Source organism: Sphingobium nicotianae (genome assembly GCF_018603885.1).
GTDB lineage: Bacteria > Pseudomonadota > Alphaproteobacteria > Sphingomonadales > Sphingomonadaceae > Sphingobium > Sphingobium nicotianae.
Map to the genome: position 1 here is coordinate 248,341 of NZ_JAHGAW010000008.1, position 25,544 is coordinate 273,884.

The 25,544-nt window shown below is 67.3% G+C and carries 24 protein-coding genes; 21 read left to right on the forward strand and 3 right to left on the reverse strand.

What is annotated here, in order from left to right:
- Positions 1-42: 42 nt before the first annotated feature.
- The 21 genes from KK488_RS13755 to KK488_RS13855 all read left to right on the forward strand — a co-directional run bounded on the left by KK488_RS13755 (position 43) and on the right by KK488_RS13855 (position 23,148).
- Complete coding sequence (locus KK488_RS13755) at positions 43-480, forward strand: division/cell wall cluster transcriptional repressor MraZ (RefSeq protein ID WP_214624250.1); 438 nt, start codon at positions 43-45, stop codon at positions 478-480.
- A complete protein-coding gene (rsmH, locus tag KK488_RS13760) occupies positions 477-1,454 on the forward strand; it encodes a 16S rRNA (cytosine(1402)-N(4))-methyltransferase RsmH (protein ID WP_214624251.1) in 978 nt (325 codons plus the stop codon). Before KK488_RS13755 ends, rsmH begins: the two co-directional genes overlap by 4 nt.
- Entirely contained in the window at positions 1,451-2,146 is a 696-nt protein-coding gene (locus tag KK488_RS13765; protein ID WP_214624252.1) for a colicin transporter, read from the forward strand. Before rsmH ends, KK488_RS13765 begins: the two co-directional genes overlap by 4 nt.
- Positions 2,146-3,903, forward strand: coding sequence for a peptidoglycan D,D-transpeptidase FtsI family protein (locus KK488_RS13770; RefSeq protein WP_214624253.1), 1,758 nt, complete (start codon positions 2,146-2,148; stop codon positions 3,901-3,903). Before KK488_RS13765 ends, KK488_RS13770 begins: the two co-directional genes overlap by 1 nt.
- Positions 3,903-5,333, forward strand: a complete 1,431-nt coding sequence (locus KK488_RS13775) for a UDP-N-acetylmuramoyl-L-alanyl-D-glutamate--2,6-diaminopimelate ligase (RefSeq protein WP_214624254.1) — start codon at positions 3,903-3,905, stop codon at positions 5,331-5,333. The genes KK488_RS13770 and KK488_RS13775 overlap by 1 nt, the downstream gene beginning before the upstream one ends.
- Positions 5,330-6,712: a UDP-N-acetylmuramoyl-tripeptide--D-alanyl-D-alanine ligase gene (locus KK488_RS13780; RefSeq protein ID WP_214624255.1), complete on the forward strand. Its 1,383-nt coding sequence runs from the start codon at positions 5,330-5,332 to the stop codon at positions 6,710-6,712. Before KK488_RS13775 ends, KK488_RS13780 begins: the two co-directional genes overlap by 4 nt.
- On the forward strand, positions 6,712-7,782 hold the full coding sequence (gene mraY, locus KK488_RS13785) for a phospho-N-acetylmuramoyl-pentapeptide-transferase (RefSeq protein ID WP_214624256.1): 1,071 nt from the start codon (positions 6,712-6,714) through the stop codon (positions 7,780-7,782). Before KK488_RS13780 ends, mraY begins: the two co-directional genes overlap by 1 nt.
- Complete coding sequence (gene murD / locus KK488_RS13790) at positions 7,779-9,107, forward strand: UDP-N-acetylmuramoyl-L-alanine--D-glutamate ligase (protein ID WP_214624257.1); 1,329 nt, start codon at positions 7,779-7,781, stop codon at positions 9,105-9,107. The genes mraY and murD overlap by 4 nt, the downstream gene beginning before the upstream one ends.
- Positions 9,104-10,387 (forward strand): FtsW/RodA/SpoVE family cell cycle protein, encoded by a 1,284-nt coding sequence (locus KK488_RS13795; RefSeq protein ID WP_214624258.1) that lies wholly within the window; start codon positions 9,104-9,106, stop codon positions 10,385-10,387. The genes murD and KK488_RS13795 overlap by 4 nt, the downstream gene beginning before the upstream one ends.
- A complete protein-coding gene (gene murG, locus KK488_RS13800; protein ID WP_214624259.1) occupies positions 10,384-11,550 on the forward strand; it encodes an undecaprenyldiphospho-muramoylpentapeptide beta-N-acetylglucosaminyltransferase in 1,167 nt (388 codons plus the stop codon). The genes KK488_RS13795 and murG overlap by 4 nt, the downstream gene beginning before the upstream one ends.
- Positions 11,547-12,962: a UDP-N-acetylmuramate--L-alanine ligase gene (murC, locus tag KK488_RS13805; protein WP_214624260.1), complete on the forward strand. Its 1,416-nt coding sequence runs from the start codon at positions 11,547-11,549 to the stop codon at positions 12,960-12,962. The genes murG and murC overlap by 4 nt, the downstream gene beginning before the upstream one ends.
- Positions 12,962-13,180, forward strand: a complete 219-nt coding sequence (locus KK488_RS13810; protein ID WP_214624261.1) for a hypothetical protein — start codon at positions 12,962-12,964, stop codon at positions 13,178-13,180. Before murC ends, KK488_RS13810 begins: the two co-directional genes overlap by 1 nt.
- Entirely contained in the window at positions 13,180-14,103 is a 924-nt protein-coding gene (gene murB, locus KK488_RS13815) for a UDP-N-acetylmuramate dehydrogenase (RefSeq protein ID WP_214624262.1), read from the forward strand. The genes KK488_RS13810 and murB overlap by 1 nt, the downstream gene beginning before the upstream one ends.
- Complete coding sequence (locus KK488_RS13820) at positions 14,100-15,059, forward strand: D-alanine--D-alanine ligase (protein ID WP_214624263.1); 960 nt, start codon at positions 14,100-14,102, stop codon at positions 15,057-15,059. Before murB ends, KK488_RS13820 begins: the two co-directional genes overlap by 4 nt.
- Positions 15,056-16,033 carry a cell division protein FtsQ/DivIB gene (locus tag KK488_RS13825; RefSeq protein ID WP_214624264.1) on the forward strand — a complete coding sequence of 326 codons (978 nt, stop codon included), beginning with the start codon at positions 15,056-15,058 and terminating at the stop codon, positions 16,031-16,033. Before KK488_RS13820 ends, KK488_RS13825 begins: the two co-directional genes overlap by 4 nt.
- 3 nt (positions 16,034-16,036) lie before the next feature.
- Positions 16,037-17,299 carry a cell division protein FtsA gene (gene ftsA / locus KK488_RS13830; RefSeq protein ID WP_214624265.1) on the forward strand — a complete coding sequence of 421 codons (1,263 nt, stop codon included), beginning with the start codon at positions 16,037-16,039 and terminating at the stop codon, positions 17,297-17,299.
- Positions 17,300-17,427: 128 nt separating this feature from the next.
- Entirely contained in the window at positions 17,428-18,888 is a 1,461-nt protein-coding gene (gene ftsZ, locus KK488_RS13835; RefSeq protein WP_214624266.1) for a cell division protein FtsZ, read from the forward strand.
- Positions 18,889-19,113: 225 nt separating this feature from the next.
- Positions 19,114-20,793: a tetratricopeptide repeat protein gene (locus KK488_RS13840; RefSeq protein ID WP_214624267.1), complete on the forward strand. Its 1,680-nt coding sequence runs from the start codon at positions 19,114-19,116 to the stop codon at positions 20,791-20,793.
- Positions 20,790-21,962: a deoxyguanosinetriphosphate triphosphohydrolase gene (locus KK488_RS13845; protein WP_214624268.1), complete on the forward strand. Its 1,173-nt coding sequence runs from the start codon at positions 20,790-20,792 to the stop codon at positions 21,960-21,962. Before KK488_RS13840 ends, KK488_RS13845 begins: the two co-directional genes overlap by 4 nt.
- Positions 21,963-21,973: 11 nt before the next feature.
- Positions 21,974-22,492: a CcdC protein domain-containing protein gene (locus KK488_RS13850; protein ID WP_214624269.1), complete on the forward strand. Its 519-nt coding sequence runs from the start codon at positions 21,974-21,976 to the stop codon at positions 22,490-22,492.
- Positions 22,489-23,148 (forward strand): DUF938 domain-containing protein, encoded by a 660-nt coding sequence (locus KK488_RS13855; RefSeq protein WP_214624270.1) that lies wholly within the window; start codon positions 22,489-22,491, stop codon positions 23,146-23,148. The genes KK488_RS13850 and KK488_RS13855 overlap by 4 nt, the downstream gene beginning before the upstream one ends.
- Here the strand turns inward: KK488_RS13855 and KK488_RS13860 are convergent.
- The 3 genes from KK488_RS13860 to KK488_RS13870 are packed head-to-tail and all read right to left on the reverse strand — an operon-like array spanning position 23,111 to position 25,175.
- Positions 23,111-24,046: a DMT family transporter gene (locus KK488_RS13860; protein ID WP_214624271.1), complete on the reverse strand. Its 936-nt coding sequence runs from the start codon at positions 24,044-24,046 to the stop codon at positions 23,111-23,113. The two genes, KK488_RS13855 and KK488_RS13860, sit on opposite strands and share 38 nt — an antisense overlap.
- Positions 24,043-24,957 carry an EamA family transporter RarD gene (gene rarD / locus KK488_RS13865; RefSeq protein ID WP_214624272.1) on the reverse strand — a complete coding sequence of 305 codons (915 nt, stop codon included), beginning with the start codon at positions 24,955-24,957 and terminating at the stop codon, positions 24,043-24,045. The genes KK488_RS13860 and rarD overlap by 4 nt, the downstream gene beginning before the upstream one ends.
- Positions 24,954-25,175 (reverse strand): hypothetical protein, encoded by a 222-nt coding sequence (locus tag KK488_RS13870; RefSeq protein WP_214624273.1) that lies wholly within the window; start codon positions 25,173-25,175, stop codon positions 24,954-24,956. The genes rarD and KK488_RS13870 overlap by 4 nt, the downstream gene beginning before the upstream one ends.
- Positions 25,176-25,544: the final 369 nt, after the last annotated feature.

The window sequence follows — 25,544 nt, forward strand, 5'->3', positions numbered from 1 at the left end:
GGATATGGCAGCAGCGCCCTCGATTCGAAGGGGCGCTTCGTCATGCCTGCGAACTTCCGCGGCGAACTGCGCAAAAGCTGCACCGTCGAGACCCGCATCCAGCTGCGGCTGGACGAGAACCGCCCCTATCTCACGGTCTTCGGCGATTCCGAGCTGCTGGCCTTTCAGGCCGAATCCGAAGCCAAGGCGCAAGCTGCCCGCGCCCGCGGCGAGGACTTCGATCAGGACATGCACGACATGGCCTTCTTCGTCGGCATCGACGAAGTGAATCTGGATGGCGCCGGCCGCTTCGCCATCCCGCGCGAAGTGCGCGAATCCGCCGGCATTTCGGATGCGATCTTCTTCACCGGCGCCAATCGCGTGATCCAGCTCTGGGATCCCCAGCGCTTCCTCGATCTTGGCCCCAAGAACAGCGTGATCGATGGCTTCTGCCGCAAGTTCATGGCGGAAGTCGAAGCCAAGCGGAGGGCGAAGGCATGAGCCACGCCGCTTCAGCAACCCCGCCGGCCGAGCCGCACCTGCCCGTGCTGCTCGACGAAAGCGTCGAGGCGCTCGCCATTGCCCCCGGCGAGACGCATGTCGACGGCACTTTCGGCGCCGGCGGGCACAGTTCCGCCATGGCGGCGCGCGGCGCGCGCGTCGTCTCGATCGACCAGGACCCGGATGCGATCGCGGAGGGTCAGGCGGTCGTCGCGGCGAGCGACGGCGCGATCCGCCTGCTGCACGGCAATTTCGCGGTGATGGACGCGCTTCTCGCGGAAGCCGGCTACGGCTCCGTCGATGGCGTCCTGCTCGACATCGGCGTGTCGTCCATGCATCTCGACCGGGCGCGGCGCGGCTTCTCGTTCCGCTTTCCCGATGCACCGCTCGACATGCGGATGAGCCAGGCCGGCGAGACGGCGGCGGAATTGCTCAACCGTATCGACGAAAGCGAGCTTGCCGACATTCTCTACACTTATGGCGAGGAGCGCCAGTCGCGCCGCGTTGCCCGGTTCATCGTCGCGGCGCGCCCTCTGGCGACGATCGGCGATCTGGTCGGCGCCGTCCACAAGGCGCTTGGCAAGCGGCCGGGCGACAAGACCGATCCGGCCACGCGGACGTTTCAGGCGATCCGCATCTATCTGAACGGTGAGCTGGATGCGCTGGAGCGCGGGCTCGATGCCGCCGAGGCCGTGCTGCGTCCCGGCGGGCGGCTCGCCGTCATCACTTTCCACAGCCTCGAGGATCGCATCGTCAAGAATTTCCTGCGCGCCCGTTCCGGTCAGGATGCCGGCGGATCGCGCCACCGCCCCGAGGCGCGCGCCACCCGGGCGCCGACCTTTCACAAGCCTGCCCGGGCCGTCCGCCCCGGCGACGCGGAGCTTGCCCGCAATCCCCGTGCCCGCTCCGCCACCCTGCGCAGCGCCGTGCGGACGGACGCCCCAGCCTGGAACCATGTGGGAGCACAGTCATGATCGCCATCAAGCGCCTGCAAAGCATCATGTGGATTCTCGTCGTCGCGATGGGGGCGCTCTCGGCCTATCTCATCAGCCTGCGCGTCGCGACCGAGCGCAACGCGGTGCACGACGTGATCGACCAGATCCGCTGGACGCGCGCCAATATCCGCTACCTTGAGGCGGAGTTCGGGTCGCGCGCGAGCATGCGTCAGCTGGCCGCGTGGAACCAGAACGACCTGCGTCTCTATGTGCCGTCGCCCACGCAATATCTGCCCGATGAGCGCGCGCTCGCTAATCTCGACCGGATCGCCCCGGCCGGCGAAGGCTATGCGCCGCCGCCCGTGATGACCGCGATGGCGACCAAGGTCGCGCAGCATCCGGTGGAGGTTGCGCAGGCGGAAGCACCCGCCCCGCCGGCCGCGGCACTTGCGCCGAAGAAGGCGACCACCGAAGCGCCCGCCCGCTCGACCGGATCGGACTTCTCGCTGATCAAGACCGCCTCGGCCGCCGAGCTGAAGGTCCGCGATGACAGCAAGGCGAAGACGCGCGCCGAGGACAAGTTCATCCGTCCCGCCGGCGAGCCCGATCCCGATGCCCGCAAGAAGGCCCGGCTCGCCCTGCTGGATGAGAAGCTGCTCGGCGCCGCGCCGCTCGCCAGGCTCGATCGCGTGACCAGGGCGCCGGGCGCCAGCAACGTCAAGGGGCGCTGATGGCCACAATCATCGCCCGGCCGGAGCCGCGCCAGGACAGCAGAGAACAGGTCGACCTCGTCGTCGTGGCGCACGGGCGGATCATGCTCGTGCTGATCATCTTCGTGGCGATCACCACGGTGATGGCCGCCCGGATGGTCTGGATGGGCGTTGCCGCCGGTGCGCAGGCGGAGCGATCGATCAGCCCGCTGCCGGTGCCGCAGCGCGCGGACATCGTCGACCGCAACGGCGTGCCGCTGGCCCGCAACATCGATGGCTATGCCATCGCCGTCCGCCGCGACCGGGTGCTTGGCGATCCGCGCGTGCTGGCGGTCAAGCTGCATGATATCTTCCCCGACCAGTCGGTCGGCTATTTCTACAAGCAGCTCACCTCGGGCGGGAACTGGAACTATCTGCGCCAGCGCGCGCTGCCCCGGGAAGTGGCGGCGGTGAATGCGCTCGGCGAGGTCGGCATCGAGTTTCCGCGCGAGCCGGAGCGGCTTTATCCGCAGCGCACGCTGGCCGCGCACATCATCGGCTTTACCAATCGTGAAGGCCATGGCGGCATGGGCGTCGAGGCGGCGTTTGACGAGCGGCTGCTCGATCCCAGGCTGCGCGGCCAGCCGCTCGAGCTGGCGCTCGACGCGCGCGTCCAGGCCGCGCTCGAGGATGAGCTGTCGCAGGGCGTCACCGAGCAGAGCGCCAAGGGTGCGGCCGGCGTGGTGCTCGATGCGACCAATGGCGAAGTGGTCGCCATGGCCTCGCTGCCGACCTTCAATCCCAACCGCCTCGCGCCACTCCAGCTGCCCCCGCCGGTGATGGGCAGGGACGGCAAGCTTCGCCCCGCGATCATCGACTGCGATATGTCGCCACGCTGCAATCGCGTTGTCCAGGCCAATTACGAGCTGGGTTCGGCCTTCAAGCCGCTCTCGATCGGCGCGGCCATGGATGCAGGCGTCGTGACCGATCTTTCCAAGACCTACGACGCCACCAAGCCGCTGCAGATCGCTGGTTTCACAATCCACGACGATCACCCGCTCGGCCGCTGGATCAACGTGCCCGAGACGCTGGTTCATTCGAGCAACATCGCGACGGCGCGGATCGCCGACGAAATGGGCCTGACGACGCTTCCGAAAGTCTATCGCGCCCTGGGCTTCGACCAGCGGCTCGATTTCGAGCTCAAGGAGCGTGCCAAGCCGCTCTGGCCCCGGGAATGGAGCCGGCTTGCCAACATGACCACGGCCTACGGTCATGGTATCGCCGTTACCCCGCTGCATCTCGCCAGCGCCTATGCCGCGCTGGTCAACGGCGGGGTCTGGCATCCGGTAACGGTGCTGAAGCGCAAACCGGGCGAGCAGCTCGCGTCGCGCCGCGTGTTCACCGAGGCGACCAGCGCGCGCATGCGCCAGCTGCTGCGCATGATCGTGCTCTCCGGCACCGGTCGCTCCGCCGATGCGCCGGCCTATCGTGTCGGCGGCAAGACGGGCACGGCCGAGAAACCGACCAGGGGCGGCTACGCGCACCGCTCGCTGATCACGACCTTCGCCTCGGCCTTCCCGATGGACAATCCGCGCTATGTCGTCCTCATCATGATGGACGAGCCACAGGGCAGCGCGCGGGCGCCCGGCGTTCGCACCGCGGCTTATACCGTCGCGCCGGTGGTCAGCCGGTTCATCACCCGCGTCGCGCCTCTGCTCAACGTATTTCCCGAGCAAAATCGCGATATCGACACCACTGCGCTGATGCCCCTGCTGCACGAACAGGCTAAGGACGAATGATGCGGCTCAGTGACCTCATCTCCTCCCTGCCCGCCGGCGCCGAAGACGCGGCGGTGTCGGGTTTCGCCATCGACAATCGCAAGGTGGCGCCGGGCACCATCTTCGGTGCTTTCCAGGGTGCGCGGGTGAATGGCGAGGACTTCATTCCCGCGGCGATCGCGGCCGGCGCGATCGCGGTCGTGGCGCGGCACGAGGCGAAGGTGGACGGCGCGCTGCACATCAAGGCGGACGAGCCGCGCCGCCTCTTCGCGAGCCTCGCCTCGCAATATTATGCGCCGTTCCCGCAGACCGTCGTCGCCGTGACCGGCACGAACGGCAAGACCAGCACCGTCGAGCTGACCCGCCAGCTCTGGCGGATGATGGGGCATAGCTCCGCGTCCATCGGCACGCTCGGCGTCACCACCTCGGTCGATCAGGTCTCGACCGGCCTGACGACGCCGGACATCGTCACCTTCCTGTCCAACATGGCCGGCCTCGCCAAGGAAGGCGTCAGCCATGTCGCCTACGAGGCGTCGAGCCATGGCCTCGCCCAGTATCGCAGCGAGGGTCTGCGCGTCGTCGCCGGCGCCTTCACCAATCTGACGCGCGACCATCTCGACTATCATGGCACGATGGACATGTATTTCGCCGCCAAGATGCGCCTCTTCGACGAGGTGCTGGCGAGCGACGGCACCGCCGTGATCTGGGCTGATGACGAGGACTATTCCGGCGCCGTCATCGAGCACGCGTCGCTGCGCAAGCTCAAGCTGATCACCGTGGGGACCAAGGGCACGACGCTGAAGCTCGTCAGCCGCACGCCCACGCAGCTTGGCCAGACGCTGATGATCGAGGCCGAGGGCGCAACGCACAAGGTCGAGCTGCCCCTGATCGGCGCTTATCAGGCTGCCAACGCGCTGACCGCGACCGGCCTCGTCCTCGCCACCGGCGGTGCGCTGAAGGACGTGCTCGGGCTGCTCGCGCGTGTGCAGCCGGTGCGTGGCCGCCTGGAGCGCGCGGTCATCACCAGGGCCGGCGCACCGGTCTATGTCGACTATGCGCACACGCCGGACGGCCTGCAGGCGGCGATCGAGGCGTTGCGGCCGCACACGCGGGGCCGGCTCATCACCCTGTTCGGCGCGGGCGGCGACCGCGACGCCGGCAAGCGCCCGATGATGGGCCGCGTCGCCAGCGATCTCAGCGACGTGGTGATCGTGACCGACGACAATCCGCGCGGGGAAGATCCACAGGTCATCCGCTCGGCGATCATGGCCGGCGCGCCGGGCGCGCGCGAGATTGGCGGGCGCCGCGTGGCCATCGCCGCCGCGATTGCGGAAGCCGGCGCGGACGACATCGTCCTGCTCGCCGGCAAGGGCCATGAGCAGGGCCAGATCATCGGCGACCGGGTGCTGCCGTTCGACGACGTCACGGTCGCGCGGGAATGCGCCGCATGAGCGCTCTCTGGACGTCCGAGGACATTGCCGAGGCGACCGGGGGCGCGGCATCGCGGCCGTTCGAAGTGAACGGCGTCGCGTTCGACAGCCGCGAGGTGACGCCCGGCGACCTGTTCATCGCGCTCAAGGGCGAGACGGCCGACGGTCATGACTATATCCCCAGGGCGCTCGCCGCGGGCGCGGGCGGCCTGCTCGTCGATCATGACGTCAACGGCCCCTTCGTGAAGGTCGCCGACACGGCGAAGGGGCTCGATCGGCTCGGCATTGCCGCGCGCGCGCGGACCGATGCCCGGATCATCGGCGTCACCGGCTCGGCGGGCAAGACCGGGACAAAGGAAGCGCTCTACCGCGCGTTCGAGCGGATGAGCTTCGGTGCGGCGCACAGGTCCTTGAAAAGCTATAATAATCACGTTGGTGTGCCGCTCAGCTTGGCGCGCATGCCCCGGCAGACGCAATATGGCGTGTTCGAGATGGGGATGAACCATGCCGGCGAACTGCGCGCTCTGACCCGCATGGTCCGCCCGCACGTCGCCATCGTCACGACCATCGCGCCGGCGCATATCGAATATTTCGGCAGCGAGGAAAAGATCGCCGAGGCCAAGGCCGAGATCTTCGAAGGGCTGACGCGGGACGGGGTCGCGATCATTCCCTATGATTCGCCGCACGCCGCTCTGCTCTACAGCCATGCGACGCGTTATGCGCACCGGGTCGTCACCTTCGGCGTTGGCGAAGGGGCGGATGTCCGCGTGATCGAGGAAATGCCCTCCGAGCGCGGCGGCACGCTGGTGACGGCGCAACTGCGCCACGCGCGCCTCAGCTTCACCGTCGCGATGGCCGGGCGGCACTGGGTCAGCAATGCGCTGGCGGTGCTGGCGGCAGTCGAGGCGGTTGGCGGCGATCTGGCGCAGGCCGGCCTCGCTCTTGCCGAGATGACCGGCCTGCCAGGGCGCGGTGCTCGCCGCAAATTGCGCACGGCCGATGGCGGCGAGGCATTGCTGATCGACGAAGCCTATAATGCCAACCCCGCCTCGATGCGCGCCACGCTGGCGCAGCTTGGCGAGGAGAAGGCCGGCCGGCGCATCGCCGTGCTCGGCGCGATGAAGGAGTTGGGCCATCTGTCCGAGAGCCTGCACGGCGGCCTCGCCGATGCGGTCAGGGCCGCCAATGTCGGCCTGGCTGTGCTGGTCGGCGACGAGATGGCGCCGCTGGCCGATGCGCTGGCAGGGCAGGTGCCGGTCGAACGTGTGAAGGATGTGACGGACGTGCTGGATATGGTGCCCGATCGGCTTGCCGATGGCGATGTCGTGCTGGTCAAGGGATCGAACAGCGTCGGCCTGTCCCGCCTCGTCGAGAAGCTTGCTGCGAACGAGGTGGCCTGATGCTCTACTGGCTTGCCGAGCAGCTTCACTTCTCCGGCGTCCTCAATCTCATCCGCTACCTGACCTTCCGCGCCGGCGCGGCCATCGTTACCGCGCTGGTCGTCGGCCTGATCATCGGACCGAAACTCATCGGCTGGTTGCGCGTCCGCCAGGGCAAGGGGCAGCCGATCCGCACCGATGGCCCGCAAACCCATCTCGCCAAGCGCGGGACGCCGACCATGGGCGGCCTCATGATCCTCACCGCCCTGATGGTCTCGGTGCTGCTGTGGATGAACATCGCATCCATCTACATCTGGGCCTGCCTCATCGTGACGCTGGGTTTCGGCGCGATCGGCTTCATGGACGATTATGACAAGGTCACGAAGGCCAGCCACAAGGGTCTCTCTGCGCGCATGCGGCTGCTGGCGGAATTCGCCATTGCCGGCCTCGCCACCTGGCTGATCGTCAGCCGCAACGGCACCTTGCTCTATCTGCCGTTCTGGAGTGGCGGCGCGCTCGATCTGAGCTATGCCTATTATATCTTCGGCGCCTTCGTGATCGTCGCGTTCGGCAACGCGGTGAACCTGACCGACGGGCTCGACGGGCTCGCCTCGATGCCGGTCATCATCGCCTGCATGGCCTTCATGGCCTTCGCCTATCTGGTCGGCCGTGCCGACTATGCCGCCTATCTCGGCATCCCGCATGTGCCGGGCGCGGGCGATCTCATCATCCTGTGCGGCGCGATCATCGGCGCGTGCCTCGCCTTCCTCTGGTTCAACGCGCCGCCAGCCGCCGTGTTCATGGGCGACACCGGCAGCCTCGCGTTGGGCGGCACGATCGGCGTCATCGCCGTCGCCACCCACCACGAGATCGTGCTCGCCGTCGTCGGCGGGCTGTTCGTGGTCGAGGCGCTGTCGGTGGTGATTCAGGTCTTCTATTACAAGCGCACCGGCAAGCGCGTCTTCCGGATGGCGCCGATCCACCATCATTTCGAGCAGCTCGGCTGGCCCGAGACCACTGTCGTCATCCGCTTCTGGATCGTCTCCTTCGTGCTCGCGCTGGCGGGCCTCGCGACGCTCAAGCTGCGATGATCGTCTCGGACGCCTTTGCCGGCAAGCGCTTTGCCGTTCTGGGCCTGGCCCGCTCGGGCCTCGCCACGGTCGACGCGCTGGCGGCAAGCGGCGCCTGGGTGATCGCCTGGGACCAGCGCGAGGATGCCCGCGCGCTCGTCGCCGGCAAGGCGGTGCTGGGCGATCCCATGGAGATGGACCTGCACGGGCTCGACGCGATCGTCGTGTCGCCCGGCGTGCCGCTCAATCGGCATCCGATCGCGACGCGCGCGCGCGAAGCCGGCGTGCCGATCATCGGTGATATCGAGCTGTTCGCCATGGCGCGGCCGAGCCTGCCGCCGCATCGCGTCGTCGGCATCACCGGCACCAATGGCAAATCGACCACCACGGCCCTCATCCATCACATCATCCGCATGGCCGGCCTGCCGACGCGGATGGGCGGCAATATCGGTCTGCCGATCCTCGCGCAGGAACCACTCAAGGCAGGCGGCATCTATGTGCTTGAGCTTTCCAGCTACCAGATCGACCTGACCTTCAGCCTCGACTGCGACGTGGCCGTGCTGCTCAACGTGACGCCCGATCATCTCGATCGCTATGCCGATTTCCAGGGCTATGTGGATGCCAAGGCGCGGCTCTTCGCCATGCAGTCGCCGGGCCGTGCCGCGGTGATCGCCGTCGATGACGATATCACGCGCGGCGTTGCGGCGCATGTGCCTCATGCCCGGCTCGTCTCGGCCGCGTCCGTCTCGACCGAGGCGCAGGCGCGCTGGCCCTCGCTGCAGGGGCCGCACAATGCGCAGAATGTCGCGGTCGCGGTCGCGGTCGCCGAGGCGCTCGGCATCAGCGAGGCCAATGTCGGTGCTGCGCTGGAGACCTATGCCAGCCTGCCGCACCGCATGCAGCGCGTCGCCGAGATTGGCGGCGTGCTCTACGTGAACGACAGCAAGGCGACCAATGCCGCCTCGACCGCGCCGGCGCTCGCCGCCTGGCCGAACATCGGGGGCCATGCGCGCATCCACTGGATCCTGGGCGGCCTCGCCAAGAGCGACACTCTCGACGAATGCGCGCCGGGCTTCCCGAACGTCGCCCATGCCTACACGATCGGCGAGGCCGGCCCGCTTTTCGCGCGGCTGCTCGACGCGGCGAAGGTGCCTGTCAAGGAATGCGAGCTGCTGGTGACGGCGGTCGCGGAAGCGGCCGCGCGCGCGCGGCCGGGCGATGTCGTTTTGCTGTCGCCGGCCTGTGCTTCTTTCGACCAGTTCCGGGATTTCGAGGCGCGGGGCGACGCCTTTGCGGCGGCGGTGGCGGCATTGAGCGACAAGGCACAGTCGGGAGAAGGCGCATGAGCGGGGACGGCGAGATCACTCTCATCGACGGCGGCGCGCCGCGCCCGACCGGCAAGATCGGCCAGCTCGAAATAGCGCTGTCGCCGCTGCGGCCCCGTCCGCGCAAGCCGCTTCCCCGCGAACGGACGGCGCTCGCCATCTGGTTCTGGGAGATCGACCGCGTCCTGCTCGGTCTCATCGTCGTGCTGATCGCCATCGGCCTCGTTGCCGTCGCGGCCGCCTCGCCGGTCGGGGCGATGAAGCTCGCCAAGGAGACGGGCAAGGACGTGGCACCGCTTTATTATTTCTATCGGCAGATCATGTTCATTGCGATCGGCCTGCCGATCATGTTCGTCATCTCGATGCTGCCGCGCATTCAGGCCCGGCGTCTCGCGGTGGGGCTGACCGTGGCGTTCATGGTCTCGCTGGTGCTGGTGCTGCTTCCGCATGTCGGCTCCAACGTGAAGGGGGCGACGCGCTGGATCGGTTTCGGCATATTCCGCTTCCAGCCCTCGGAGTTTCTCAAGCCCGTCTTCGCCGTCACCGTCGCCTGGCTGCTCTCGCTGCGCGCGCGCGACCCCTCGCTGCCCGTCGTGCCGCTGACCGGGATGATGACCGGCATCGTCGCGCTGTTGCTGATGAAGCAGCCGGACTTCGGCCAGACTGTCGTCTTCTGCGCGCTCTGGGCCTCGCTGCTGCTGATCGGCGGCGCGTCGCTGCGAATCATGACGGCGCTCGGCGCGGCGGCGCTCGGCCTGTTCGTGCTGGCCTATCTTTTCTATGAGAATGGCCGCGAGCGCATCGACGCCTTCTTGTTTCCGGTCAAGGATTCGCTCGAGGGCCCTGATCAGGTTCAACTCGCCCATACCACGATCACCCATGGCGGTCTGCTCGGCGTCGGGCCGGGCGGCGGCACCGCCAAGTTCAACCTGCCCGAAGCCCATACCGATTATATCTTCTCGGTTGTCGGCGAGGAGTTCGGCCTCATTGCCTGTGTCGCCATTGCGGCGGTCTTCCTCGCCATCATCGTGCGCGTGCTGCTGCGCCTGCTCGATGAGGATGATCCGTTCGTGATCATGGCGACCGCCGGTCTCGCGATCCAGATGGGGTTGCAGGCGATCATCAATATCGGCGTCAACATCCACATCTTCCCCTCCAAGGGCATGACTCTGCCGTTCATCAGCTATGGCGGTTCGTCGATGATCGCCTTGTGCGGCGGCGTCGGCCTGCTGCTGGCCTTCACCCGGCGCAACCCGTATATGGCGCGATCACCCTATGTGATCACGTGGAGCGGCAAATGAGCATCTTCCGGCACTATGTGCTGGCTGCAGGCGGGACGGGGGGACATATGGTCCCGGCCCATGCCGTCGCGCAGGAATTGACAGCGCGCGGGCACCGCGTCGCGCTGGTGACGGACGAACGCGGCGCCCGGATTCCCGGCCTGTTCGAGGATGTGCAGACCCATATTCTGCCAGCCGGCCGGATGAGCGGCGGGATCAGTGGTTGGATGAAGGGGCTGCGCGCGATCCGCGAGGGGCGGACCATGTCCCGCCGCCTTTACGAGACGTTCGAGCCGGCGGCTGTCGTGGGCTTCGGTGGCTATCCCGCGCTGCCCGCCTTGCTCGGCGCTTTCGCCGAGCGCATTCCGACGATCGTGCATGAACAAAATGCCGTGTTGGGTCGGGTCAATCGCCTCGTAGCCGGCAAGGTGGCAGCGATCGCCACTGCCTATCCGGATGTCAAGCGCCTCGCCGCGCGCCATGCGCACAAGACCCATCTGGTCGGCAACCCTGTGCGCGAGGCGGTGCTGGCCCTGCGCGAGGAGCCGTTCCCGGTCTTCTCCGAGGAGAGCGTGCTGCGCCTCCTTGTCACCGGCGGCAGCCAGGGTGCCACGATCCTCTCCAGCGTTGTCCCCGCTGGACTCGCCATGCTGCCGATCAGCCTGCGCCGCCGCCTGCAGGTGACGCAGCAGTGCCGCCCGGAGGACATCGAGCAGGTCCGCAAGATCTACGCCGACATGGAGATCCCCGCCGATCTCGCGACCTATATCGAGGACATGCCGACCAAGCTCGGCTGGTCGCACCTCGTCATTGCCCGCGCCGGCGCCTCGACCATCGCCGAGCTGACCGTCGCCGGCCGCCCCGCGATCCTCATCCCGCTGCCCAGTGCCATGGACAATCACCAGGCCTACAATGTCCAGGAGATGGTCAAGGCTGGCGGCGCGCGCGCGATCGACCAGAAGAACTTCACTCCCGCCGAGCTTGCCAAACAGATGCAGAAGCTCGCCATGGAGCCGGGCGTCCTCCAGAACGCGGCCAAGCGCGCCTGGGACTGCGGCCGGCCCGATGCCGTCAAGGATATGTGTGATTTGATCGAAAGTTTCGGCCCTGCTCCCCAGACCATCGATACTGTCCGCGTGAGCGATGATATTCCGCTCTCCGGCCTTGCGGGAGCGTCCGCATGAAGGGCGTCGCGACCGACATCGGCACGATCCATTTCATCGGCATCGGCGGCATCGGCATGTCCGGCATCGCCGAGGTGATGCACAATATGGGCTACAAGGTGCAGGGGTCGGACATGGCCGAGGGCTATGTCATCGCCCATCTGCGCGAACTGGGCATCAAAGTCATGATCGGCCACGCCGCGGAGAATCTGGGCGATGCCGCCGTCGTCGTCACCTCGACGGCGATCAAGAAGGGCAATCCGGAAGTCGACCTCGCGCTGGAGAACCGGGTGCCGGTGATCCGCCGCGCCGAGATGCTGGCTGAGTTGATGCGCCTCAAGTCCACCATCGCGGTCGCCGGCACGCACGGCAAGACGACGACCACCTCGATGGTCGCGGCGCTGCTGGACGCGGGCGGCGTCGATCCCACCGTCATCAATGGCGGCATCATCAACAGCTATGGTTCGAACGCCCGTCTCGGCAACAGTGAGTGGATGGTCGTCGAGGCCGATGAGAGCGACGGCAGTTTCCTGCGTCTCGACGGCACGCTGGCGATCGTCACCAACATCGATCCCGAGCATCTTGATCATTATGGGCATTTCGACGCGGTGAAGGATGCCTTCGTCGAGTTCGTCGAGAATGTGCCTTTCTATGGTGCGGCGATGCTCTGCCTCGATCATCCCGAGGTGCAGGCGATCCTGCCGCGCGTTCAGGACCGGCGCATCGTCACCTATGGGTTCTCGGCCCAGGCCGATATTCGCGGTGAGAATGTCCAGCCTGTACCCGGCGGCAGTATCTTCGACGTGCAGATCCGCGAGCGCGATGGATCGGTGCGACGGATCGAGGGCATCAGCCTGCCGATGCCCGGCCGGCATAATGTGCTGAACGCCATGGCCGCGATCGGCGTCGCGCTGCACATGGGCATTCCCGATGCGACGATCCAGTCGGGCTTCGCGAACTTCGGCGGCGTCAAGCGGCGCTTCACCAAGGTTGGCGAGATTGCCGTCGACGGCGGCAGCGCGGTTGTCATCGACGATTACGGCCATCATCCGGTCGAGATCCGCGCCGTCCTCGCCGCCGCGCGCGAGGGCGCCAAGGGCCGGGTGATCGCGGTCGTCCAGCCGCACCGTTTCACGCGTCTGCGCGATCTGATGGACGAGTTCCAGCAGGCGTTCAATGATGCCGATGTCGTCTATGTGTCGCCGGTCTACACGGCGGGCGAGCAGCCGATCGAGGGTGTCGATGCCGACGCTCTGGTCGCCGGCCTCAAGCGCCGAGGCCATCGCGCCGCGCAGACGATCGCCGATGCCGATGCGCTGGCCACCGCGCTCGCCGCCGATCTCAAGGCCGACGACATGATCGTCTGCCTCGGCGCCGGTGACATCACCAAATGGGCCGCCGGTCTCGCCGCCGCGATCGAGGAGCGCCGCTGATGTGGGAGCTTATGCGGATCGGGCTGGAGATGCAGGAGCGCATGATCGAGGTGCACAGCAAGGGCCTCGACATGGCGCGGGGTATGATGAATGCCGCCGAGACGCAGGCCGATGTCGGCAAGGCCGCGCTCGATATGGGCGAGGCCCTGAATCAGGCAGCCAAGGTCCAGAACGACATGTTCGATCGCTGGATCAATTTCTGGGGCGGCCGGCTTTGATGGTTGCAGAAGCCCGTCCCGTTGCTGACATTGCCGTGCGCGGCAAGCTGACGGCGGATGCGCCGCTGGCGCCGCTCGTCTGGTTCAAGTCCGGTGGCGCGGCCGACTGGCTGTTCGAGCCGAAGGACGCCGACGACCTCTGCGATTTCCTCGCGGCGCTGGACCCGGTCGTGCCGGTAATGGCGCTCGGTCTCGGCTCCAATCTCATCGTCCGCGACGGCGGCGTGCCCGGCGTGGTGGTGCGGCTCGGCAAGGCCTTCGCGCAGGTCGAGCGGCTGGACGCGACCAGCCTGCGCTGCGGGGGCGGCGCCTCGGGCATTCTCGTCTCCTCGACTGCGCGAGACGCTGGCATCGGCGGCCTCGAATTTCTGCGCTCGATCCCCGGCACGGTCGGTGGCTTCGTGCGCATGAACGGCGGCGCCTATGGCCGCGAGGTGAAGGACATTCTCGTCGAGGCCGACATCGTCCTGCGTAACGGCGCGCGCCAGACGCTGGCGCTGTCCGCGCTGGGCTTCACCTATCGCCACTCGACCCTGCCCGAGGGCGCGGTCGTCGTCTCGGCGACGTTTCGCGGTCATCCCGAGGCGCCCGAGACCGTCCAGGCCGAGATGGACCGCATCGCCACCGCGCGCGAGGCCAGCCAGCCGCTGCGCAGCAAGACCGGCGGCTCGACCTTCAAGAATCCCGATGGTGAGAAGGCCTGGGCGCTGGTCGATCGCGCCGGCTGTCGCGGCCTTATGCTCGGCGGCGCGCAGGTCAGCGAGAAGCACACCAATTTCCTCATCAACACCGGAGACGCCACCAGTGCGGACATCGAAGCGCTCGGCGAGGAAGTCCGCAAGCGCGTGAAGCAGGACAGCGGCATCAGCCTCGAATGGGAAATCCAGCGCGTGGGGCGCCGAGTTGAGGGAGGGGCGGCATGAGCGGCCCTTATAACATCGTCGTGCTGATGGGCGGCTGGGCGGCCGAGCGCGAGGTGTCGCTGACCAGCGGTGGGCAGATCGCCGCTGCGCTGGAAGCACGCGGTCACAAGGTGACGCGCGTCGATCTCGGCGCGACGAGGGCGGAGGGGCGCGACCTCCCCGCCAAGCTGATCGCCGCCAATCCCGACGTCGTGTTCAACGCGCTGCACGGTGTGCCGGGCGAGGACGGGACGGTGCAGGGTCTCATGGACATCATGGGCTTTGCCTATACGCATAGCGGCCTCGCCACCTCGGTCATCGCCATCGACAAGCAACTCACCAAACAGCATCTCGTGCCGCATGGCATTCCCATGCCGGGCGGCCATATCGTCGCCTCCGAAGCCTTGTTCGTCGCCGATCCACTGCCGCGTCCGTATGTGGTAAAACCGGTCAACGAGGGCTCGTCGATCGGCGTCGCCATCGTCACGGCGGAGGGCAATTATGGCAATCCGATCGGCCGCGACGTGGTCGGCCCCTGGCAGGCGTTCGACGAACTGCTGGCCGAGCCCTTCATCCGCGGGCTCGAACTGACCGTTGCGGTGCTCGGCGACCGGGCCCTCTGCGTCACCGAACTCAAGCCCAACAACGGCTTCTACGATTATGACGCCAAATATACCGAGGGCATGACCCAGCATGTCTGTCCCGCGCAGGTGCCCGATGACATTGCAGAGGCGATGATGGCGATCGCGCTCAAGGCGCATCGCCTGCTCGGCTGCCGGGGCACGTCCCGCTCGGACTTCCGCTGGGATGACGAGCGCGGACTGGCGGGGCTCTTCCTGCTCGAGGTGAACACACAGCCCGGCATGACGCCGCTCAGCCTCGTGCCGGAGCAGGCCGCTCATCTGGGCATCAATTTCGGGGATCTGGTCGAGGCGCTCGTCGAGGATGCGCTGGCGGCGAAGGGGGCGAAGGCATGAATACGGCGACGATCAAGCGCGGCTCGGGCCGCTCCGGCCGGACGGGCGGCAGCGGCACCCCGCGCCGGCCGCGTCAGGGCAAGCCGCTGGGCGATCGGCTGCTGGACTATATCCCGCTCAGCCCCGCGCAGATCCACAAGCTGATGACCTGGGGCATCGGTCTGCTGATCCTGGCAATGCTATGGTTCGCCGCGAGCTTCCTCGGGCTGCCCGCGATGGTCGGCCAGGAGATCAGCGGCGCCGCCGGGCGCGCGGGCTTCGCCGTCACCAAGATCGAGGTGCGCGGCCTGGAGCGCAACGACGAAATGCAGGTCTCGGACATCGCGGTCAAATATGTCGACCGCTCGATGCTGTCGGTCGATCTCGACAAGCTGCGCGCCGAGGTGATGACCCTGGGATGGGTCAAGGATGCGCGCGTCTCGCGCCGCCTGCCGGACGCGCTGATCGTCGATGTCGTCGAGCGCCAACCGGTCGCGGTGTGGCAGCATGACGGCCAGCTCAGCCTCGTCGATGCCGGCGGCATTCCGCTCGGCAGCGTCGCGGCCAACGCGATTCCCGATCTGCCTTTGGTGGTCGGACCGGAAGCCAACAAGCAGACCGAGGCGCTCACGCGTCTCATGGATGCGGCGCCTGCCCTCAAGCCGCTCCTCGCCGGCGCCACCTGGATCGGCAATCGCCGCTGGGATCTGCGCTTCCAGTCCGGCGAGCAGCTCATGCTACCCGAGGGCGAGGCGGAAGCGGCCGCTGCGCTCGTGAATTTCGCGCGGATGGACGGCGTCGACCGACTGCTCGGGCGCGGGGTTCTGCGTTTCGACATGCGTGACCCCAGCCGGTTCGTGCTGCGCTTGCCGCCCGGTCACGGCAAGAATGACGCGCCGGCCATCACCGCCCCGAGCGCCGGGACTGCCGTCGTCGCCAGCAGTGAAGCGCCCAAGGCCGCCGCCACGCCCGCGCCCGAGAAGAAGGAGGACTGACGCATGGCAGCGCCCCGCAATGACGGCCTGATCACCGCCATCGACATCGGCACCTGGAAGGTCTCCGCGCTGATCGCGAAGAAGAATGAGGATGGCAGCCTGTCTGTGCTCGGTACCGGCCAGCGCGAGAGCCGCGGCGTACGGCGCGGCTTCGTCATCGACATGGAGCGCACCGAACTGGCCGTGCGCGAGACGGTGGAGCAGGCCGAGAAGGTCGCCGGCACCAACATCGAGAAAGTGCTGCTCAGCTTCTCGGGCGGCAGCGTCGAGAGCAAGGTCGAGCCGGTCGAGATGTCTGTCGGCGGCCGGCGCATCGAGCAGGCGGACATCGACGCGCTCTACGACCGTGCGCGCGAGCGCATCGATCCCGAAGGCCGCGTGATCCTGCAGGCGCAGCCGACGCTCTACACCATAGACGGCATGCGCGGCGTAGCGCGGCCGCTCGGTCTTCATGCCAAGCAGCTCGGCGTCGACATTCATGTCGTGCTGGCTGACGGCGCACCGTTGCGCAACCTTGAGACCAGCGTGCGTGGCGCCTATCTCGACGTGCAGGGCATCGTGGCCGCGCCAGTCGCGACAGCGGCGGCCTGCCTGTCGGACGAGGAGCGTGACCTCGGCGTGGCGCTGGTCGAGCTCGGGGCGGGCGTCACCAATGTCTCGCTGCATATCGGCGGCATGCTGGTCGGTCTCAAGTCGATTCCGATCGGCGCGGCCGACATCACGGACGACATCGCCTCGGCCTTCGGTATCCGCCGCAGCCAGGCCGAACGGATGAAATGCTTCTACGGTTCGGCCATGCAGTCGCGTCGCGACTTTCGCGAGATCATCGAGATTGCACCGGCGGCGAGTAGCGCCGAGCAGGCCGAGACGCGGCGCGTGACCCGCGCCGAGCTGGTCGGCGTGATCTGCGAGCGGCTCAACCGGCTGATGAGCGAGGTCAGCAAGGCGCTGGACGAGATGGGCTTCCATAGCCCGGTCGGACGACAGGTCGTGCTGACAGGCGGGGGGGCGGATCTCAAGAGCATTGCCGATTATGCGCAGACCGCCCTCGGCCGCGCGGTGCGGATCGGCAAGCCGAAGCTGCTTGATGCACTGCCCGAGGCGCATCGCGGTCCGGCCTTCGCGACGCTCACGGGGCTCGCTCTGCATGCGTCGCGCGATCGGGAAGATCTGCTGCATCGCCCTTTGGCTGAACAGCGTGTGCATCGAACGCGAGGCGCCGCGATGATGCAGCGACTGATCTCGGCGGTGCGTGCCGGATATTAGCGCGCGCCGGCGGGGCCGGACGCAATATATTGTGGATGAATGGTTAAAAAGAGCGTGAATTGGCCGTCCAACTGGTGCATGATTCCGCGATGGTGATGGCGCCAATGGCACCGCAAGGAGATTATCGAATGAGCATTGAAATCGGTCCGCCTCATGTGGACGAGCTGAAGCCGCGGATCACCGTGATCGGTGTCGGTGGTGCCGGCGGCAATGCCATCGCGAATATGATCGGCGCCTCGGTCGACGGGGTCGACTTCATCGTCGCCAATACCGACGCGCAGGCGCTCAACGCCTCGCCGGCCGAGCGCCGCATCCAGCTCGGCCCGCGCATCACCGAAGGGCTGGGCGCAGGTTCGCGGCCCGACATCGGCCGCGCCGCAGCGGAAGAGACGATCGCCGAAGTGCAGGAAGCGCTCGAAGGCATGCACATGTGCTTCATCGCGGCCGGCATGGGCGGCGGCACGGGCACAGGCGCCGCGCCGGTCATCGCCAAGGCGGCGCGCGACAAGGGCATCCTTACCGTCGGCGTCGTCACCAAGCCCTTCACCTTCGAGGGCGCGCGCCGCATGCGCTCGGCCGAGAGCGGCATCGAAGAGCTGCAGAAGCATGTCGACACGCTCATCGTCATCCCGAACCAGAATCTGTTCCTGATCGCCAATCCGAACACGACCTTCAAGGAAGCGTTCGAGATGGCCGACGAAGTGCTACAGCAGGGCGTGCGCGGCATCACCGATCTCATGGTCATGCCCGGCCTCATCAATCTCGACTTCGCCGACGTCCGTTCGGTGATGGAGGAGATGGGCAAGGCGATGATGGGCACCGGCGAAGCCGAAGGCGACGGCCGTGCGCTCGCGGCGGCGGAGAAGGCGATCGCTAACCCCCTGCTCGACGGCGTCTCGATGCGTGGCGCCAAGGGCGTCATCGTCTCGATCGTCGGTGGCGAGGACATGCGCCTCATGGAAGTCGACGAGGCGGCGAACCACATTCGCGAGCTGGTCGATCCCGATGCGAACATCATCTGGGGCTCGGCGTTCAACGAGAATCTCAACGGCAAGATCCGCGTCTCGGTCGTCGCGACCGGCATCGATACGGAAGCGGTCGCGCATGCGCCCAAGAGCCAGCCGTTCCGCCTCGGCGACATCGGTGTGTCGCGCCCGGCGCCTGCGGCGGTAACGCCCACGGCTGCCCCAGTGACGCTGACTCCGCCCGCGCCGTTCGAAACGACGCCCGCCGAGCTCGACCTGAGAGAGGAGGAAGAGCTGGAAGAAGCACCGGCTCAGCATTTCATACCCGCCGAACCGGCACCGAAGGTCGAGGCACCACGCTTTGCGACCACGAAGTTCGACGATATTACCGGTGAAGACGAGCTGGTTCTGGATAGCAGCCTGTCGGCCGAACCCGCCCCGACGCTTAATCCGCCGACGCCGACGCCTGCGGCTGAAACGCCCAAGGTGGTCGGCGGTACCCTGTTTGAGCGCATGTCGCAGCTCGCCCGGGGCCAGGCCCGTCCGGAAGAAGATGACGAGAGTGACGGCGATCGCACCGATTTCGAGGTGCCGCGGTTCCTCAATCGCCAGAACAACCAGTAACCGGGGCGTGCGGGCGCGATCGACGCGCCCGCTGGTCCGAGAGGATATCGTCGAGTGAAACGGATGCGCTGGATCCTGGCCCCGTCATTGGTGGCTTTGGCGATGGGTCAGGTTGTGCCGTCGCAAGCGCGGCAGGCCGGCGAAGTGGTGCAGGCGACGCCGTCGGCTGCGGCAGTCGACTCTCTCAATCGAAATCTGGCGTCGCTTTCACGCAATCCTCAGGATGTGACGGCGCTTCTCGGGGCAGGGCAGGCAGCCCTCGACCTGGGCGACATTCAGGCCGCGAACGGCTTTTTTGCTCGTGCCAACATGGTCAATCCACAGCTCGGCAAGGCCAAGCTCGGCCTCGCTATCGTGCAGATTGCGCTCAAGCAAGCGACCTCGGCTGCCGAAAATTTCGACGCCGCACAGGCGCTCGGCGAGCAGCCGACCGGGCATCTGGCCGAACGCGGACTGGCCTATGACCTGACCGGTCAGCAAGACAAGGCACAGCGCGATTATATGGCCGCGCTGCGTGCCAATAGCGCCGACGAAACCGCACGGCTGCGCTATGCCGTCTCGCTCGGCATCTCCGGCAAGATTGGCGATGCAGATCGCCAGCTCGAACAGGCGCTGGCCACGGGCGATCGCGAGGCGTGGCGGATGCGTGCCTTCATCTATGCGATGAACGGTCGCATGACCGATGCGCGCAAGGTCACGCAGTCCGTGATGCCGAAGGGTCTGGCCGACGCGCTCGATCCCTATATGCAGCGCCTGCCGCTGTTGACGCCGCCGCAAAAGGCCGCCGCCGCTTATTATGGCGAGTTCCCGACCAACGTTCTGAAGCTCGCGGCACCCGATCCTGTCAGGGAGCGGGAAGTGCAGGTCGCCTCCGCCGCAACCGATGGTGGCAAGCGCAGCCGCCGTCCCACCTCTGCCGAGCGGCGCGCGGCGCGCGGCGCGGAAGCCCAGGCACGCGAGGCGGAGAAAGCCGCAGCAGCACGTGCGGCAGCACCGCGCCCCGCCCCGGCGCCACCAGTTGCGACGACATTGGCGGCTGCTGCACCGATCCGCGCGGCCACGCCGCCCCCAATTCGCCGGGAAGCACCTCCGCCGGCAACCATAGCGCCGCCGGCGGCATCGCCGGTCCGTCAGGAAGCGCCGCGGTCCAGCCCGCCGCCACAGTCAGCGTCGGCACCGCAGCGCAACTACGAAGCGCCCACGACGGTTGCGCTCGCGCAGAGCAATGTCGAGCGGGCGGAGCCACCTCCGGGACAGATCCAGGGGCCAGCGGATCCGGGCACGGAGCTGGTATCCGCCGCGCCGCCGCGCACCTCGACACCGCCTGCAGCCAATCCGATGCCGGCTCCTGTGCGAACCGAGCCGGCGCCGGGCTTCAGCGCTGCGGCCCAGCCGATCGCCGCGCCGCCTCGTTCGCTGGCGGACGCACTTTCGGCGCTCTCCATTCCCGAGCAGGAGCGCCAGTCCGCCGCCGTTTCCGCTGATCTGAGGGCCGTCGCGCGCATCCAGGAGCAGCGCCGCAAGGCCGCCGAGGCCGCAGCAGCAAAGGCCAAGGCCGAGGCGGAAGCCAAGGCGAAGGCCGAGGCCGCCAAGAAGGCGGAGGCCGAGCGCAAAGCCAAGCTCGCCGCCAATCCCTCGCGCAGCTGGGTGCAGATCGCGACGGGCAAGGATGTCGACGCACTGGCTTTCGATCTGCGCCGCCTGCGCCGCTCCTATGCCGATGCGATCGGCGATCAGGCCGGCTGGACGGCCGAATGGGGCGCGACGCGGCGCTTGCTGATCGGACCGTTCAAGAAAGTCGAGGATGCCAAGGCGGTCGTCGCCCAGATCACCAAGTCCGGCGGCGACGCATTCCTGTGGCAAAGCGATGCAGGCGAGGAAGTCGCGAAGATCGGCGGCAAGTGACGGCGCTCGCCTCTTATGCCTGCGATCCGGCGCGCAGCCGGGGCCGCCAGTATGACGAGCCGGGCGGAGAGGCGCGGGGACCGCGCGACATCTTCCAGCGCGATCGTGACCGCATCATCCACTCGATCAGCTTCCGCCGCCTGCGCCACAAAACCCAGGTGTTCATCGCGCCAGACGGCGATCATTACCGCGTCCGCCTGACCCACAGCCTGGAGGTCGCGCAGATCGGCCGCACCATCGCGCGGGTGCTGGGTCTCAACGAGGATCTGACCGAGGCGCTGTGCCTGGCCCACGACATCGGCCATCCGCCGTTCGGCCATTCCGGCGAGGATGCGCTGGAGGAGGCGCTCGCCGCGCATGGCGGGTTCGATCATAACGCGCATTGCCTGCGCACCCTGATGCAGCTCGAAATGGCCTATCCGCGTTTTCCCGGCCTCAATCTGAGCTGGGAGATGCTGGAGGGGCTCGCGAAGCATAATGGCCCGATCACCGCGCCAAACTGGGCGATGCGGGAGGTCAATAATGCCTTCCCGCTCGATCTGACCAGCTGGGCGTCGCTGGAAGCGCAGGTCGCCGCGCTGTCGGACGACATCGCCTATGACAATCATGACATTGATGACGGCCTGCGTGCGGGCATCCTGTCGCTGGAGCAGCTTCTCGACGTGCCGATCGTCGCCCGCTGCTGGGACAGGGTGGTTGCGCGCCATCCCGACATTCCGGTCGAGCGCCTGGTGCGCGAGCTGATCCGCGAGCAGATCGGCTACATGGTCAACGACCTGATCGAGACGACGCGCGCCAATCTCGTCGATCTCGGCCTTGCCGATGCGGACGTCTCGGCCATCCGCGGCGCTGGCCGCGCCGTGGCCGCCTTCTCGGACGGGATGCGCGAGGACGAACGGACGCTCAAGCGCTTCATGTATAAGAATCTCTATCATCACCCGCTCCAGCTCGCCGCCGCCGAACGGGCGCGCATCATCGTGGCCGATCTGTTCGAGGCCTATCATGCGGATCCGGCGCTGATGGGCTCGGCCTGGGATGCGACCTGTTTGCCCAACGAACCGCACCGCAGCCGTCACATCGCCGACTATATCGCGGGGATGACGGACCGCTTTGCCGAGCAGGCGCATCGCGATATCTACGGCAGCAAGTTCGATCGCCGCGCACATTAAGGGACAGGGTCATGCATCAACCACCGCAGAACTGGCTCGCGACGCTGATCCCCATCGTGATCATCTCGCTGGTGCTGTTCCTGCGCATCCGCCGGATGAACCAGGGCCGCCGTCTCCACCTTGAGCGGTTGTGGATATTGCCGAGCTTCTATGCGCTGGTCGTGATCGCGATCTTCTGGTCGCATCCGCCGCATGGCATGACCTGGCTCTATGCGTTCCTCGCCCTGCTGATCGGCCTGCCGCTCGGCTGGTATCGCGGCAAGCTCATGCACATCAGTGTCGATCCGGAGACGCACGAGCTCAGCCAGCGCGCCTCGCCGGCCGCGATCCTCCTCATTTTCGCGCTCGTCGCCGTCCGTATGATCGCGCGCAGCTATACCGTCTCCAATGGTGGCGGGAGTCCGGATGCGATCTTCGCGGTCACCGATGTGCTGCTCGCCTTTGCCCTCGGTTTCCTGTCGACGCAGCGGCTCGAAATGGCTCTGCGCGCGCGCTCGCTCCTGCAGGAAGCGCGACAGGCCCGGCGATGACCGACGCGCCGCGCCCCTGGCTGACGAGCGAAGCGGGCGCGTCGGGCGGCAAGCGCCATGCCCCGGCGACCGCGCGCAATCGCGAGGCGATCGCGCAACTGCTCGGCGAGGAGCTGCCGTCCGTCGGGCTGGTGCTGGAGATCGCCAGCGGATCTGGCGAGCATGCGGTGTTCTTCGCACAGGCCTTTCCCGCCCTGCGCTGGCAACCCAGCGACCCGGACCCGGCCGCATTGTCATCGATCGCGTCCTGGATCGACGAGGCGGCGCTGCCCAATATCGCGCCGCCGCTGCAGATCGACGCGGCCGATCCGCGCTCCTGGCCCCTTTCGAAGGCGGATGCGATCCTCTGCATCAACATGGTGCATATCAGCCCATGGAAAGCGACGCTGGGGCTGTTCGCAGGTGCCGCCGCGCTGCTTCCGGCAGGCCGGCTGCTCTATCTTTATGGTCCTTATTTCCAGGACGATGTCGAGACCGCGCCGAGCAACATCGCCTTCGATGAGTCGCTGCGGTCCCGCAATGCCGCCTGGGGACTGCGCTGGGTGCATGACGTCACGGCGGTCGCCAGGGCGGAGGGCCTCAATCTCGCACGGATCGTGCCGATGCCCGCCAACAATCTCAGCCTGATCTTCCGCCGAGATCCTCCCCGGGGCTGACCACCGGTTCGCGCCGGCGGACATGCTCGCGCCAGGCGATGTAAAGCCCGCTCGCCGCGATCAGGGCGGCGCCTGCCCATGTCGACGAGTTGGGCCAGCTCGACCAGAGCAGCCAGCCCGCCCAGGTCGCCCAGATGATCTGGCTGTAGTCCATCGGGATGACGATCGAGACCGGACCCCAGCGCAACGCCGAGGTCATCAGCAATTGCGCCACGCCGCCCGAAAGGCCGAGCGCGAGGAACAGCGCCCAGCTTGTCAGGTCATGCGCCTGTCCCCACCAGAGCATCAGTGGCGCGAGCAGGGGAATCGAGAGCAGGAAGAACCAGAAGACCACGACCGGCGGCGCTTCGACATGCCCCAGCTCGCGCAGCAGGATCGCCACGATCGCGGTGATGATCGCGCCGACCAAGGCCACGAACAGGCCGGCCGAGGCGAAGCTGGCCGAGTCCGGATGGGCCATGATCACCACGCCGACGAAGCCGAGCAGCACCGCGCTCCAGCGGTGGATGCCGGGCCGCTCCCTGAGGAACAGGGCCGAGAGGATGGTCGCGAAGATCGGCATGGTGAAGCCGATGGAGGTCGCCTCGGCCAGCGGCAGCATCGCGACGGCCGCGAAGTTGAAGAACATGCCGGTGAGGCCGACGATCGTCCGCGTCCAGTGGATGCGCATCGGCGCCCTGGGCCGCAGCGTCGCCATGCCCAGCGTCCCGAAGGCCCAGGCCGCGGCGACGGGCAGGGCGAAGAGCTGGCGGTAGAAGGTGATCTCGGCCAAATGCGCGCCGCGCTCGGCGAGCAGCTTGCCGCAGGCATAGGTCGTCGCCAGCATCATCATGGCGAGCAGGCGCAGGCCGATGGCGAAGAAGGGACGGTCGTGGCGCGCCGGTGTCCGGTCGCTCATGCGCGCGCCGCCCGGGCGCCCCGCAGGCTGTCCCAGATGAACAGGGCCAGCGCCGCCCAGATCAGCATGAAGCTCGCCCAGCGCTCGGGCGAGAGCTTCTCGTGATAGAGGAAGACGCCGGTGACGAACTGCAGGGAGGGCGCCACATATTGCATCAGGCCGAGCGTCACCAGCGGCAGCGAGCGGGCCGCAACGGCGAACAGGATCAGCGGGATCGAGGTTGCCGCGCCCGTGCCGATCAGGCCGAGCGTGGTCATCGGGTCACGCCCGAAAGCAAGCCCCTGATGCGCCGACAGCCAGCCGAGCACCACCAGCGCGGGCGCGGCCAGAAGGCTCGTCTCGATCGCAAGGCCGACAGCGGACGGCACGGGCGTGAGCTTGCGGACCAGGCCGTAGAAGGCGAAGGTCAGCGCCAGGCCAAGGCTGATCCAGAGCGTCTGCCACTCCCCGGACGCAAGGATCGCGACGGCAACGGCGGCAATCAGCACGGCAATCAGTTGCCAGCGGCGCAGGCGCTCCTTGAGAAGCAGGGTGCCGATGACGACGGTGACCAGCGGATTGAGGAAATAGCCGAGGCTCGCCGCGACGAGATGGCCGCCCAGGATCGCCCACATGAAGATCGACCAGTTGGAGGCGATCAGCAGCGAGCTCAGCGCCAGCGCGCCGACGAGGCGCGGTTGCCGGCAGGCCTGCCACAGGGCCGGATAAAGCCGCATGCCGGCGATGACGAAGACCAGGAACAGGACCGACCACAGGATGCGATGCGCCACCAGTTCGGTGGGCGAGACGTCGTGCAGCAGCTTGAAGTAGATCGGCAGCAAGCCCCACAGCGCATAGGCGCCGAAGCCGGCAAGCAGGCCGGTGCGCCGCTCGGCGACCTGATGGGTATCGCGGACTATGCTCGCGTTCATAAGAGGCCCCCGCCGAGCCAGAGGCGCGCCATGCAGATGCAGGCGACGATCAGGCAGAAATTGCGCGCGCCCTTGCCGTAGGAGAACTGGCCGATCAGCGCGCCGAACAGGGCGATCGGCACGATCAGCCAGTTGGCCCAGCCCAGAAACGGGATGAACGCAGGAATCGCGAGCAGCAGCGCCACCGCGCCGATCAGGACGGATATGAGCGAAAGCATGGCTCCCCATGACGAGGGGCGTCTGGCTTTGCAAGGGCGGCGCGGGGATCAGGCCGCCTGCGGCACGTCCGCACATCCCATGTTGTCATTCCCTTGAGTGCGGGAATCCAAAGGGCGGCATGGCAGTGCGGTTGGGTTCTGGATTCCCGCGTTCGAGGGAATGACGAGAGTTGATAAGGCGCGCTTCCCGTTCGAACCGTCCGATATCGTGGGTGCCAACGCTGGAAGCTGCCGTTCCGGTCCCGACCCACAGTCGGTCGCTCAGCGCCAGATGTCATGTGCCTGAAAGCTGCCGTCGCGCTTAACCCTTCGAAGCTTTGGCGGATTGTGGTCCCCTGCGGCGGGCAGTGCGCTCTATCCCGTCGACCA